Annotated in this window: 11 protein-coding genes; 5 read left to right on the plus strand and 6 right to left on the minus strand. The window is 39.6% G+C overall.

Annotated features, from left to right (window positions below; genetic code table 11):
- The first annotated feature begins 10 nt into the window (after positions 1–10).
- Complete coding sequence (sdbB, locus tag B7709_RS07380) at positions 11–556, plus strand: thiol-disulfide oxidoreductase-associated lipoprotein SdbB (protein ID WP_000755591.1); 546 nt, start codon at positions 11–13, stop codon at positions 554–556.
- A gap of 31 nt (positions 557–587) precedes the next feature.
- On the opposite strand, the gene pbp3 is transcribed toward sdbB, so the two are convergent.
- Positions 588–1,829, minus strand: a complete 1,242-nt coding sequence (pbp3, locus tag B7709_RS07385; protein WP_084972283.1) for a D-alanyl-D-alanine carboxypeptidase PBP3 — start codon at positions 1,827–1,829, stop codon at positions 588–590.
- A gap of 104 nt (positions 1,830–1,933) precedes the next feature.
- On the opposite strand from pbp3, the gene B7709_RS07390 reads away from it, so the two are divergent.
- The 4 genes from B7709_RS07390 to ffh all read left to right on the plus strand — a co-directional run bounded on the left by B7709_RS07390 (position 1,934) and on the right by ffh (position 6,530).
- A complete protein-coding gene (locus B7709_RS07390; RefSeq protein WP_084972284.1) occupies positions 1,934–3,043 on the plus strand; it encodes an AI-2E family transporter in 1,110 nt (369 codons plus the stop codon).
- A gap of 234 nt (positions 3,044–3,277) precedes the next feature.
- On the plus strand, positions 3,278–4,474 hold the full coding sequence (tuf, locus tag B7709_RS07395; protein ID WP_001040719.1) for an elongation factor Tu: 1,197 nt from the start codon (positions 3,278–3,280) through the stop codon (positions 4,472–4,474).
- 140 nt (positions 4,475–4,614) lie between these two features.
- The gene (locus tag B7709_RS07400) at positions 4,615–4,947 is read left to right on the plus strand and encodes a putative DNA-binding protein (RefSeq protein WP_000402066.1); all 333 of its coding nucleotides are present in this window, start codon (positions 4,615–4,617) and stop codon (positions 4,945–4,947) included.
- Between the two features lie 11 nt (positions 4,948–4,958).
- Entirely contained in the window at positions 4,959–6,530 is a 1,572-nt protein-coding gene (gene ffh / locus B7709_RS07405) for a signal recognition particle protein (RefSeq protein WP_084972285.1), read from the plus strand.
- Positions 6,531–6,612: 82 nt separating this feature from the next.
- Here ffh and B7709_RS07410 read toward each other — a convergent pair whose 3' ends face one another.
- The 5 genes from B7709_RS07410 to guaA form a co-directional block, all read right to left on the minus strand.
- Entirely contained in the window at positions 6,613–7,611 is a 999-nt protein-coding gene (locus B7709_RS07410; RefSeq protein WP_084972286.1) for a sensor histidine kinase, read from the minus strand.
- A complete protein-coding gene (locus B7709_RS07415; RefSeq protein WP_084972287.1) occupies positions 7,601–8,284 on the minus strand; it encodes a response regulator transcription factor in 684 nt (227 codons plus the stop codon). Before B7709_RS07415 ends, B7709_RS07410 begins: the two co-directional genes overlap by 11 nt.
- A 32-nt stretch (positions 8,285–8,316) precedes the next feature.
- The gene (locus B7709_RS07420) at positions 8,317–10,371 is read right to left on the minus strand and encodes an FtsX-like permease family protein (RefSeq protein ID WP_084972288.1); all 2,055 of its coding nucleotides are present in this window, start codon (positions 10,369–10,371) and stop codon (positions 8,317–8,319) included.
- On the minus strand, positions 10,361–11,134 hold the full coding sequence (locus B7709_RS07425; RefSeq protein ID WP_049485215.1) for an ABC transporter ATP-binding protein: 774 nt from the start codon (positions 11,132–11,134) through the stop codon (positions 10,361–10,363). The genes B7709_RS07420 and B7709_RS07425 overlap by 11 nt, the downstream gene beginning before the upstream one ends.
- Positions 11,135–11,380: 246 nt before the next feature.
- Positions 11,381–12,943: a glutamine-hydrolyzing GMP synthase gene (guaA, locus tag B7709_RS07430; RefSeq protein ID WP_084972289.1), complete on the minus strand. Its 1,563-nt coding sequence runs from the start codon at positions 12,941–12,943 to the stop codon at positions 11,381–11,383.
- Between the last annotated feature and the right edge of the window lie 80 nt (positions 12,944–13,023).

The raw sequence follows: 13,023 nt of genomic DNA on the forward strand, positions 1-13,023 counted from the left end.
GGAGAAAAAAATGAAAAAAGTTATTTTTGCTGGATTGAGCCTCATGTCTCTATTCTTGTTGATTGCCTGTGGTGAAAAAGAAACCAAACAGACAAGCAGTCCCAAACAACCTGCTGTACAACAAATTGCAGTCGGTAAGGATGCGCCAGACTTTACCTTGCAGTCTATGGATGGCAAAGAAGTGAAGTTATCGGACTACAAAGGGAAAAAGGTCTATTTGAAATTCTGGGCTTCTTGGTGTGGACCATGTAAAAAAAGCATGCCTGAGTTGATGGAACTAGCTGCCAAACAAGATCGAGACTTTGAAATTTTGAGTGTCATTGCACCTGGTCTCCAAGGTGAAAAAACAGTTCAAGACTTTCCAAAATGGTACCAAGAACAAGGCTATAAGGATATACCAGTTCTATATGATACGCAAGCAACCACCTTCCAAGCCTACCAAATTCGTAGTATTCCAACGGAATACTTGATTGACAGTCAAGGAAAAATCGGAAAAATCCAATTTGGTGCTATTAGCAATGCTGATGCAGAAGCAGCATTTAAAGAAATGAAATAAAGAAAAAATCGCGAAGAAAATCGCGATTTTTTTATAGTTTTTCATTGATAAAACGGATAAATTGATTCCACCAAACCTTCAAAAAGAAGGCTTTTTCAACTTTCTTTTCAGAAACCATTTCAAAAGATGGTTTGTCGGAAGTGAGATAGCCCTGACCGACCAAATCCTGATCATCATAGGTTAGAGTACCAACAACCTTTCCTTCTTCTAGTGGAGCCATTTCTGATGTTGATTTCGGTGTGAATTGGAGAGTTGGTGTAGTACCGCTTCCGATGCGTTGGACGATGGAAATGTCTGACTTAGCGACAGCTTTCACATTGTCTTCTTTACCATCCAGAACTGTTACTTTACTATCATTGTATGCTTCACCTTTCTGAACAACAGTTTTTAAGGCAAAGTTTGCAGAAATATAATCTAAAAGTGCAGAAGTTGCGGTAAAACGCGCATAAGGGTTGGTATCTTGTTGATCTGCATTTAAAACAACTGTAATAATACGCATCCCTTTTTCAACAGTTGTTCCAACGAATGAAGCACCAGCTTTATCAGTAGTACCTGTCTTTAGTCCATCAATACCACCACGATAGGCAGGCATTCCCTCCAACATATAGTTGGTTGAGTGGATTTCAAGTCCTGCAAAGGTAGAAGTTGGCTTTTTGGTGATTTCCAAAACTTGAGGATAATCTCGGATGAGGTTACGAGCGACGATTGCAACGTCGTAGGCACTCAACTTGTTTTCATCGTCTTTTTTAGAACCGGGATAGATATTATCGCCAAGGGTCTCATTATTTAAACCAGTAGTGTTTACAATAGTTGCATCTTGAATTCCCCATTCAAGAAGTTTAGCCCTCATTTTGTCTACAAAGTCTTTCTCAGAACCAGCAATCTTTTCTGCTAGTGCAATGGCAGCGCTGTTTGCACTGGATACCATTGTAGCCTCTAATAGTTGTTCAACAGTATAATTTCGAGCTTCCATAGGGACGTTACTCGCCTCAGAATTAGTTGTAAGTTTGTAAGGATAGTCCGAAATATCAACAGGTGTAGATAGGCTGATAGTTCCTTGTTCCAGAGCTTCATAGACCAAATAAACTGTAACCAATTTAGTAATAGAAGCAATTTCTACAGGCTGATTTGCATCTTTTTCATAGAGGATTTTTCCAGTTGTAGCCTCGACAGCAATGGCATGTTTAGCAGCAACATCAAACTCCTGAGCAGAAACAGTAGAAGCTGTTCCAAGAACTAAAAGTGTCATAAAAGATAAAATTATTTTTTTCATATTAGCTTTATTTTATCATAAAGAAAAAAAATATTCTCGCTTTTTTACTAAAGCCATCTTATCTTTTTCAGAAATATGGTAAAATAGAGAGAAGGAGGATACCTATGTTCCGTAGAAACAAATTATTTTTTTGGACAGCTGAAATTTTATTGTTAACACTGATTTTCTATCTTTGGAGAGAAATGGGAGCCATCATTACTCCCTTCGTAACAGTTGTGAATACCATCATGATTCCATTTTTGCTTGGTGGATTTTTTTACTACATTACAAATCCAGTCGTTACTTTCTTAGAAAAGAGATGTAAGATCAATCGTCTAATTGGTGTCTTGGTCACTCTTTGTGCCTTGATTGGTGCTATCGTTGTGGGGGTCGTTTATCTCTTGCCGATTTTGATTAATCAGTTGACCAGCTTGATTATTTCTAGTCAAAATATCTATAGTAGACTACAAGATTTGATCATCGATTTGTCCATGAATCCAGTCTTCCAAAATATTGATATTCAAAAAACCATTCAACAGTTAAATCTATCCTATGTCGATATTCTCCAAAATATCCTTAACAGCGTTAGCAATAGTTTAGGAAGCGTTCTTTCAGCCTTGTTTAGTACAGTTCTGATTCTCATTATGACCCCTGTATTCTTGATTTATTTCTTGTTGGATGGTCATAAGTTGCTACCAATGTTGGAACGTACCGTCTTAAAACATGACAAATTGAATCTTTCTAGCCTTTTAACCAATCTCAATACAACCATAGCGCGCTATATCAGTGGAATTGCGATTGATGCGGTTATTATTGGATGTTTAGCCTATATTGGCTATAGCGTTATCGGATTAAAGTACGCCCTAGTTTTTGCTATTTTCTCTGGAATCGCAAATTTAATTCCTTATGTTGGTCCAAGTATTGGCTTGATTCCAATGGTGATTGCCAATATTTTCACAGATCCTCATCGTATGTTGATTGCGGTTGCTTATATGCTTATTATTCAACAGATTGATGGGAATGTTCTCTATCCACGTATCGTTGGAGGAGTTATGAAAGTACATCCGATTACGATCTTAGTGCTCCTCTTACTGTCAAGTAATATCTACGGTGTCATAGGGATGGTCGTAGCAGTACCTACTTATTCTATTTTTAAAGAAATTACTAAGTTCCTAGCGAAATTATATGAAAACCATAAAGAAGCTAAGGAACTGGAAAAAACAGAATCAAATTAAAATCAGGGAAACCTGATTTTTTTGATGAAAATACTATCTCCAAACAAAATAAGTTTGAATTCATATTGCCACAAAGAAGCAGAAGAACAGGATTTGATAAGATTTAGATTAATTCACAAAATATGTGTAAAACACTTGCAATTTAGCAGAAATTTGATAAAATAGTAAGGAAAGTTAGACTGTATTGCCTACTGTCTATCTATAAAATATATTTTATTGGAGGCTTTTACTCAAATGGCAAAAGAAAAATACGATCGTAGTAAACCACACGTTAACATTGGTACTATCGGACACGTTGACCACGGTAAAACTACTTTGACTGCAGCTATCACAACTGTATTGGCACGTCGCTTGCCTTCAGCAGTTAACCAACCAAAAGACTATGCGTCTATCGATGCTGCTCCAGAAGAACGCGAACGCGGTATCACTATCAACACTGCGCACGTTGAGTACGAAACTGAAAAACGTCACTACGCTCACATCGACGCTCCAGGACACGCGGACTACGTTAAAAACATGATCACTGGTGCCGCTCAAATGGACGGAGCTATCCTTGTAGTAGCTTCAACTGACGGACCAATGCCACAAACTCGTGAGCACATCCTTCTTTCACGTCAGGTTGGTGTTAAACACCTTATCGTCTTCATGAACAAAATTGACTTGGTAGACGACGAAGAATTGCTTGAATTGGTTGAAATGGAAATCCGTGACCTCTTGTCAGAATACGACTTTCCAGGTGACGATCTTCCAGTTATCCAAGGTTCAGCTCTTAAAGCTCTTGAAGGTGACTCTAAGTACGAAGACATCATCATGGAATTGATGAACACTGTTGATGAATACATCCCAGAACCAGAACGTGATACAGACAAGCCATTGCTTCTTCCAGTCGAAGACGTATTCTCAATCACTGGACGTGGTACAGTTGCTTCAGGACGTATCGACCGTGGTACTGTTCGTGTCAACGACGAAATCGAAATCGTTGGTATCAAAGAAGAAACTCAAAAAGCAGTTGTTACTGGTGTTGAAATGTTCCGTAAACAACTTGACGAAGGTCTTGCCGGAGATAACGTAGGTGTCCTTCTTCGTGGTGTTCAACGTGATGAAATCGAACGTGGACAAGTTATCGCTAAACCAGGTTCAATCAACCCACACACTAAATTTAAAGGTGAAGTTTACATCCTTACTAAAGAAGAAGGTGGACGTCACACTCCATTCTTCAACAACTACCGTCCACAATTCTACTTCCGTACTACTGACGTTACAGGTTCAATCGAACTTCCAGCAGGTACTGAAATGGTAATGCCTGGTGATAACGTGACTATCGACGTTGAGTTGATCCACCCAATCGCCGTAGAACAAGGTACTACATTCTCTATCCGTGAGGGTGGACGTACTGTTGGTTCAGGTATGGTTACAGAAATCGAAGCTTAATTCGATTAAGTTCCCAGAAGAACAATTATTTAAGTCAGACACTAAAAGAATCTTGCTTGCAAGGTTCTTTTTTTTATTCAATCTGTTTTTGAAGTCCTCTACTATAGCGATATGATAGATTTTTTGATATAATAAAACTTATGGAAATCGAAAAAACCAATCGCATGAATGCACTTTTTGAATTTTATGCTGCGCTTTTGACAGACAAACAAATGAACTATATAGAGCTTTATTATGCAGATGATTACAGTCTTGCTGAGATTGCTGAAGAGTTCGGTGTCAGTCGCCAAGCTGTTTATGACAATATCAAGCGGACAGAAAAGATTTTAGAAGATTATGAGATGAAATTACACATGTATTCGGACTACATTGTTCGTAGTCAGATTTTTGACCAGATCTTGGAGCGTTATCCCAAGGATGACTTTCTGCAGGAGCAGATAGAAATTTTAACAAGCATTGATAATAGAGAGTAAGAGGAAGAAAAATGGCATTTGAAAGTTTAACAGAACGTTTACAGAACGTCTTTAAAAATCTACGTAAAAAAGGAAAAATATCTGAGGCTGATGTCCAGGAAGCAACCAAAGAGATTCGCTTGGCCTTGCTGGAAGCCGACGTTGCCTTGCCTGTTGTAAAGGACTTTATCAAGAAGGTTCGTGAACGTGCAATCGGACACGAGGTCATTGATACCCTCAATCCTGCCCAACAGATTATCAAAATCGTCGATGAGGAATTGACAGCTGTTTTAGGTTCCGATACGGCAGAAATTATCAAGTCACCAAAAATTCCAACCATTATCATGATGGTCGGTTTGCAGGGGGCTGGTAAAACGACCTTTGCTGGTAAGCTGGCTAATAAACTCAAGAAGGAAGAAAATGCACGTCCTTTGATGATTGCTGCGGATATCTATCGTCCAGCCGCCATCGACCAGTTGAAAACACTTGGACAGCAGATTGATGTTCCAGTCTTTGCGCTTGGAACAGAAGTACCAGCTGTTGAGATTGTCCGTCAAGGTTTGGAGCAAGCGCAAGCCAATCACAACGACTATGTCTTGATCGATACGGCAGGGCGTTTACAAATCGATGAACTTCTCATGAATGAGCTTCGTGATGTTAAAGCACTGGCTCAACCAAATGAAATCCTCCTCGTCATTGATGCCATGATTGGTCAGGAAGCGGCCAATGTTGCTCGCGAATTCAATGCTCAGTTAGAAGTGACTGGGGTTATTCTTACCAAGATTGATGGGGATACTCGTGGTGGTGCAGCTTTGTCTGTTCGTCACATCACTGGAAAACCTATCAAGTTCACTGGTACGGGTGAAAAGATAATAGATATCGAAACCTTCCACCCAGATCGTATGTCAAGCCGTATCCTTGGTATGGGGGATATGCTGACCTTGATCGAGAAAGCTTCTCAGGAATACGATGAGCAAAAAGCCCTTGAAATGGCTGAGAAGATGCGCGAAAACACCTTTGATTTCAATGATTTCATTGATCAATTGGATCAGGTGCAAAATATGGGACCAATGGAAGACTTGCTCAAGATGATTCCAGGTATGGCTAACAACCCTGCCCTTCAAAATATGAAGGTGGATGAGCGCCAGATTGCGCGCAAACGTGCCATTGTATCTTCCATGACACCCGAAGAGCGTGAAAATCCTGATTTGTTAAATCCAAGCCGTCGCCGTCGTATCGCTGCAGGTTCTGGAAATACCTTTGTCGAAGTCAATAAATTCATCAAGGACTTTAACCAGGCCAAACAGCTCATGCAAGGTGTCATGTCCGGGGATATGAATAAGATGATGAAGCAAATGGGAATCAATCCCAATAACCTTCCTAAAAATATGCCAAATATGGGCGGAATGGATATGTCTGCCCTTGAAGGCATGATGGGACAAGGTGGAATGCCGGATATGTCAGGTCTCGGAGGAGCAGGCATGCCAGATATGAGCCAGATGTTCGGTGGTGGACTCAAAGGTAAAATCGGTGAATTTGCCATGAAACAGTCTATGAAACGCATGGCCAACAAAATGAAAAAAGCTAAGAAAAAACGCAAATAAAAAAGGAAAGCAGAAGTGCTTTCCTTTTTGGTATAAAATATGTGCTTCCTATGATTAGGCAATTTTCTTAATTGAAAAATGACTAAATAGAAAGAGTGATTTCAAATCCTTGCATCCATTCGGATTTTACTGTGATTTCGATTTTTAAAGCATCTGCTAATTGTTTGACCAGATAGAGGCCCATGCCTGTTGATTTATTCCTTGTCTCTCCTGAATCACCTGTAAAACCTTTCTCAAAGATATGAGGGAAGTCACAAGCTTTAACTCCGCAGCCATTATCCCTAATAATCAGACTTGTACGTCCCTTGTCTTTTGATATATAAATATTGAGTTCGGGTTTGTCGGAGCTATATTTAATGGAGTTGGCTAGGATTTGAGAGAGGATAAATTCAAAACTGCGTTGATCGGTGTAGCAGATTCCTTGTATGTTTTCTACCTTAATCGTAAATTTCTTTTCTTTGAGCAAGGGATCAAAGTTTTCCAAAAGATCTTGGATACACTCTTCTAGGTCAAGGTATTCAAATAGAAAATCATTTTTCTCACTTTTCACCCTGTAGTAGAATAGGATCTGTGATACATTTTCTTGGATTTGCTTTTTCACATAGTCCAACTTAAAAGCTGTATCCTCAGGCAACTGGTCGCTTTGATTGTCCAAAAGGAGGGAAAGAAGCGACAGAGGGAGTTTAATCTCATGCGCCCATTTTTCAACATAGTCCTCATACTCGGCTAGTAATGAGTTGAGTTTTCCTATTTCAGCCTGCTTTTGATAAAGTGTATCTGCTATTTTTTCAATGCTTTCTTTTTCTGAGGCACTTGATAAATGCAATAATTCAAGCTCAGTATCCGTCTTGGAATTGGCTATGAAGGCTTTATAGGCAGATGATTTTTTTCTTTCTGTTTTTATAAGTAAGAATGATAGGATGAAAAAAAGCAGGACGGTGGCTAAAATATAGAGAAGGATGAGGGCTTGAAACATTCTCACATCTGAAAGCCAAAGCAGGACAGCTGTAAATAGATCAAATGCTAAGAGAACAAGTAACCAAGGCAGATAACTAGCTAGATATTTTAGATTATGTTTCATCTGGACTTACCTCTTCAAGCTTGTAACCAATACCTCTGACGGACTTGACTTGAAGGGCAATGCCAGCCTGTTTCATCACCTTTTTTAGCCTTGCAATGTTTACTTGTAGGGCATTTTCATCGATGAACTCAGTTGTATTCCACAGTTTCATACTTAGTTCTTCTTTTGTGACGACAGGAGCATTAGTAACCAATAAGGTTTCTAACAATTTCCCTTGATTTTGGGGGAGTAAAATCGAGTGTCCATTGATATAAAGGGTATAGGTCTGTCTATCCAGCAGAAAATTATCTTTTTCAAGTAGATTTCGTCTGCCTTCATAGCGTTTTAAGATATTTTCTATACGTGCCAAAAATCTTTCTTTCTTGAAAGGCTTTGTTAGATACTCATCTGCCCCTAATTTCAGGGCGTAAATCTCATCTTTTAGTTGTTCACGGGAGGTGAGAACCAATATGGGCACAGAGCGTTTGGACTTGAGATTTTTACAAATTTGAAAACCTGTTTCTCCCGGCAAATTCAAATCTAGTATGATTAAATCCGTATCGTATTGCAATACTTGCTGGCTTGTATCTTTGAAGTCAGTCAACTTATCAACTTGATAACCCGTTTTCTCTAACAAGATGACAATTTCATCTCGAATCAAGGCTTCATCTTCAATAACCAGAATATGCTTCATATTAGTTCCTCCTTTTCCTCGCTTTTTAAAGTTTATTCTTCTCTTTTGGGTTCCATTAAGGATAACAAATACTTGTTGCTATTTTTCTTTACAATTCTGATATAGATGACTTCAAATCCAGCTAAGAGCAGTACTACCAGCATGGCTGTGATAAATTTCTGCCCCATGGCCATTCTTACACTAGCAGGTACTATTCCTGTGAGGAGGGAGCTCACTCCGAAGCTACTACTGATAAGTGCAAGGGCTATTGGCAGACCGAAATACCAGTTGACTTGCTTTTCTGACGATTTACAAAGAGTTTCATAGTTGGCTCCGAGATGGATTAAGGTTTGGTATCGTCTGTAGGATTGTCTCTGACCCATCAAAAATTGAACGCCGATGATTGTATTTGCGACAACAAGGAAGATGATAGCCAGATAGATGGTGATATAGCTGGCAGAGATGATGTAAAACAATTGTCGCCCCATATTTTGTATATAGCTTTCATAGCCAAGAGAGGTTTGATTTAGCTTTTCATTGGTATCTGAGATAGCTCTCATCAAGCCTTTTTCCTTGACTAGCTCAGGAGCCAAGATACCGCTGACATAGTTCGAATACTGACCATCTGTATAGCTCATAAAGACCTCATCTGGGACTATGAGGGCAACAGAGAGGGTGATTTCACGATCCGTTACAATCGGTAAAGACTGAACCTCTCCAATCAATTTTACCTCATTCCCCATGACTTTGATTTGAGGCTTCGTCTTCAGAACAGAGTTGACGAGACTTTCATCTGAGAGAAAATCTTTCCCCATATACAAGTAGGCTTCCCTGCTAGTTAATTCTATAGGAGGGAGATTGGCAGCCTTTCTAAGCTCATTGTATTCAGAGAGTGGCAAAAGGTGGGAACTTATATATTTTTGGAAATTATGGACTAAGATTTCCTTGTTTTTACTGTCTTTTTGCTCTTTCAACACCTTGATGAACTGTTCAAAGGACACGGACTCATGTTCTTTTGGTTTGCCGACTTTGATTTGCAGAATCTTTGAAAACTGTGATGCTAGTCCAGAAGCTTCAAGCTCTTTTTTTACTGTATTTACATCAAGATTTTCATCTGTTTCTTGCTTGCTATCTCTAAATGTATAATCCAATACATGGGGTTGATTGCCTGAATTGCCGCTTGCAATGGCAACACCTGCTCCAAAGAGGCACAAGGCAGAGAAGATTAAGAGGGAGCAGATAGCCAGTATAGTTGAGCGCTGGATAACTAATTCCTGAATCTGTCTAAAATTATAGGTATGAAGTTTTCGATGGCTTCCAAGATTGACCAAAATGTCTATAAATAAACGCATACCAAAGAAGAGTAGGATCGTTCCTAGAGTTCCCAAGAGAACAGTGATGCCCATGGTTATGATACTTTCCCAAGCTCGTCCACTCATACCCAAGTAATAGGCTGTTCCTAGAAGCAAAATTCCGAAGACGGAAGCAAGAAGGTACACTCCCTTGGGGAGTACTTTCTTCATACCGGAAGGAGAATAGGATAGTAGATTTCCGATTTCTTTATTGGCCGTCTTTGCACTTAAAAGAACAAAGACAGTTAATTTTACGGCTAGGAAGCCGATAACTGTATAGAGTAGAGCTGTGGTAGATAGAGAAAATTGATGCTCAATAATCCCCAACCCCACAATTTTAGCGGTTATTAGACTAATCAGTTCTGAAATTAAGATGGAAATAGGAAGTCCTATTCCAAGGGCAAGGACACTGTTTCTCAAATCCTCGAGTAGGAGTAGCAAGAACAGTTTGCTTCTTCGCATGCCTAGTGTGAGATAGACGCCAAATTCATGTTTTCTCCTTTCCATCTGCATACTGCTTGCGAAGTAGACTAGAAAAAAGAGAATAAAGAGAGTTGCCACATAAAGAATGGGAATCATGCTAAAGATTTTATTTACAGCGTCACTTTCTATTTGTTTTAGAAAGATCATCACATCTTGATGGGACAAAGAAAGGATGATGTAAAAGGAGATAATAGAAAGAATCATAGAACTGAAGTACAAGCCATTATTCTTTCGATCTCTCTTGCTATTTCTTGAGACTAATTTAGAAAACATTGCCATCACCTCCAGCCAGTGCAGCCATGACCTTTAGTATTCTGTGGTAGAAGTCTTCTTGACTTTCTCTTGGATAATCACGACGGATTTCATGGAATAGTTTTCCGTCCTGGATAAACAAGATGCGGTTGCAAAAGCTGGCTGCGACTGAATCGTGTGTCACCATGAGAATGGTGGTTTCTTCCACTTGATTCATTTCAGCTAATTTTTGCATCAATATGGTCGCATTTTTTGAATCCAAAGCTCCTGTGGGCTCATCTGCAAATACAATCTTAGGGTCTAAAATCAAAGCACGCGCAGCAGCTACCCTTTGCCGTTGACCACCTGATAATTGAGAAGGGAACTTATCCAGGAGTTCAGAAATATCTAGATATTGGGAGAGCAATTCTAACCGATTCTTGCTTTCGTTAGCATTGACCTTGTGCAAAGACAAGGGAAGTAAAATATTTTCTTTGGCTGTCAGATTTTCCAAAAGCTCAAAATTTTGAAAGAGGTAGCCAATTTCCTTGCCACGATAATCAGCTAACTGACTACCTTTTAATTGACCTAAATCCTTTTCTTGCATTTGAATGGAGCCGTCAGTTGGCTTGATGATAGTAGCGAGACAGTTAAGAAGGGTTGTTTTTCCAGATCCACTGCTCCCCATAATCCCTAAGAATTCACCTTTGACAACTTGAAAAGATATACCGTTCAAGGCCTTGGTGCTATTCGGCTCTTTTCCATAATGCTTTGTTAATGATTCTACTCGTAAAATTGTTTCCATGTGAAACACCTCCATCTTTTGTTACTTTCATTATAATATGAATCAGAGTAGAATAACACTTACGGATGATGTAAGAAATCTTTATCATTAGGTTATTGGATCTATACTTACTATATTATAGCATGGTTTCAGGGATTTAAAAAGGGGTGTTGAGAGTCGAGAAATTTTCTTAATATTGAAATTATAAAAAATAATACTACTGTAGTCCATGCTCCAGCAGTATTATTTATTATTTTATAGAAAATTCTATTCCCACTCAACGGTTGCGGGTGGTTTACTTGTAATATCGTAGACGATACGGTTAACGTGGTCTACTTCGTTTACGATACGTACAGAGATCTTTTGAAGGACATCCCAAGGAATTTTGGCAAAGTCAGCTGTCATACCATCGATAGAAGTGATAGCGCGAATGGCAATGGTGTAGTCATATGTACGACCGTCACCCATAACACCTACTGAACGAACGCCTGTGTTGACAGTGAAGTATTGCCAGATATCGCGGTCAAGACCAGCTTTAGCGATTTCTTCACGTAGGATAGCATCAGACTCACGAACAGTTTCTAGTTTTTCCTCAGTGATTTCACCCATGACACGGATAGCGAGTCCTGGTCCTGGGAATGGTTGGCGCCACACGATGTGGTCTGGCATACCAAGCTCTGTACCGAGGGCACGGACTTCGTCTTTATAAAGAGTGTTCAATGGCTCAATCAATTCAAACTGCATGTCTTCTGGAAGACCACCAACATTGTGGTGTGATTTGATGGTTTGAGCAGTATCTGTACCAGACTCAATCACGTCAGTGTAAAGCGTTCCTTGAGCAAGGAATTTTACATCTTTGAGCTTACTTGCCTCGTCATCAAAGACATAAACAAACTCATTACCGATAATCTTCCGTTTTTGTTCAGGATCAGAAACACCTGCAAGTTTGTCAAGGAAGCGTTTTGTAGCGTCTGCTTTGACGATATTCAAACCAAACTTACCACCAAGCATGTCCATAACCTGGTCAGCCTCTCCCTTACGGAGAAGACCGTGGTCTACAAAGATACAGATTAATTGATCACCGATTGCTTTTTGGAGAAGAACTCCAACAACAGAAGAGTCAACACCACCTGATAGGCCGAGAAGAACACGCTTGTCACCTACAGTTTCACGAATTTTTTGAATCTGCATGTCGATAAAGTTATCCATTGACCAGTCGCCTTTAGCCTTACAGATGTTAAGGGCAAAGTTACGAAGGATATCATTTCCGTATACAGAATGGCGCACTTCTGGGTGGAATTGGATCCCATAGATGTGCTTGTCAGGGTTTTCAATGGCTGCATAAGGACAGTCAGCAGAAGTACCAGTACGAACAAAATCGGCAGGAATTTCTGTTACAGCATCGCCATGGCTCATCAAAACAATCTGTTCTTCAGGAGTTCCTTCAAAGAGGGCAGAAGTGGTATGGGTAAGTGGTGATTGGCCATACTCGCGGTTACCAGCATCACCTGCAGGGACAACTTTTCCTCCAAGTTTATGAGTTAAAAGTTGCATACCATAGCAGATTCCCAAAATTGGAATGCCAAGTTCAAAAATTTCTGAGTCAATATCAAATGAACCATCTTCGTATACAGAGTTTGGTCCACCAGAGAGGATGATTCCTACAGGGTTAATCGCACGAACCTCTGCGGCTGAGATTTTATGACTTTTTAGCTCTGAAAAAACACCAATTTCACGAATACGGCGTGAAATCAGCTGGTTGTATTGGCTACCATAGTCCAGCACGATGATTTTTTCGACATCTTGCAAATCAGTTGAAATGTTGCTCATCTTTTTCCTTTCTCAAAAGAAATATCTTTTTCAATATTCTATCACAAATAGGGGCGAATTACCAACTAAACAAGGCAAAG

The sequence above is a fragment of the Streptococcus oralis subsp. dentisani genome, from assembly GCF_002096335.1.
GTDB classification, from domain to species: domain Bacteria; phylum Bacillota; class Bacilli; order Lactobacillales; family Streptococcaceae; genus Streptococcus; species Streptococcus oralis_Z.

Excerpts from the sequence above, each read along its gene's own strand:
- sdbB (WP_000755591.1), top strand. The coding sequence starts at position 11 with ATGAAAAAAGTTATTTTTGCTGGATTGAGCCTCATGTCTCTATTCTTG.
- pbp3 (WP_084972283.1), bottom strand. The coding sequence starts at position 1,829 with ATGAAAAAAATAATTTTATCTTTTATGACACTTTTAGTTCTTGGAACA.
- B7709_RS07390 (WP_084972284.1), top strand. The coding sequence starts at position 1,934 with ATGTTCCGTAGAAACAAATTATTTTTTTGGACAGCTGAAATTTTATTG.
- tuf (WP_001040719.1), top strand. The coding sequence starts at position 3,278 with ATGGCAAAAGAAAAATACGATCGTAGTAAACCACACGTTAACATTGGT.
- B7709_RS07400 (WP_000402066.1), top strand. The coding sequence starts at position 4,615 with ATGGAAATCGAAAAAACCAATCGCATGAATGCACTTTTTGAATTTTAT.
- ffh (WP_084972285.1), top strand. The coding sequence starts at position 4,959 with ATGGCATTTGAAAGTTTAACAGAACGTTTACAGAACGTCTTTAAAAAT.
- B7709_RS07410 (WP_084972286.1), bottom strand. The coding sequence starts at position 7,611 with ATGAAACATAATCTAAAATATCTAGCTAGTTATCTGCCTTGGTTACTT.
- B7709_RS07415 (WP_084972287.1), bottom strand. The coding sequence starts at position 8,284 with ATGAAGCATATTCTGGTTATTGAAGATGAAGCCTTGATTCGAGATGAA.
- B7709_RS07420 (WP_084972288.1), bottom strand. The coding sequence starts at position 10,371 with ATGTTTTCTAAATTAGTCTCAAGAAATAGCAAGAGAGATCGAAAGAAT.
- B7709_RS07425 (WP_049485215.1), bottom strand. The coding sequence starts at position 11,134 with ATGGAAACAATTTTACGAGTAGAATCATTAACAAAGCATTATGGAAAA.
- guaA (WP_084972289.1), bottom strand. The coding sequence starts at position 12,943 with ATGAGCAACATTTCAACTGATTTGCAAGATGTCGAAAAAATCATCGTG.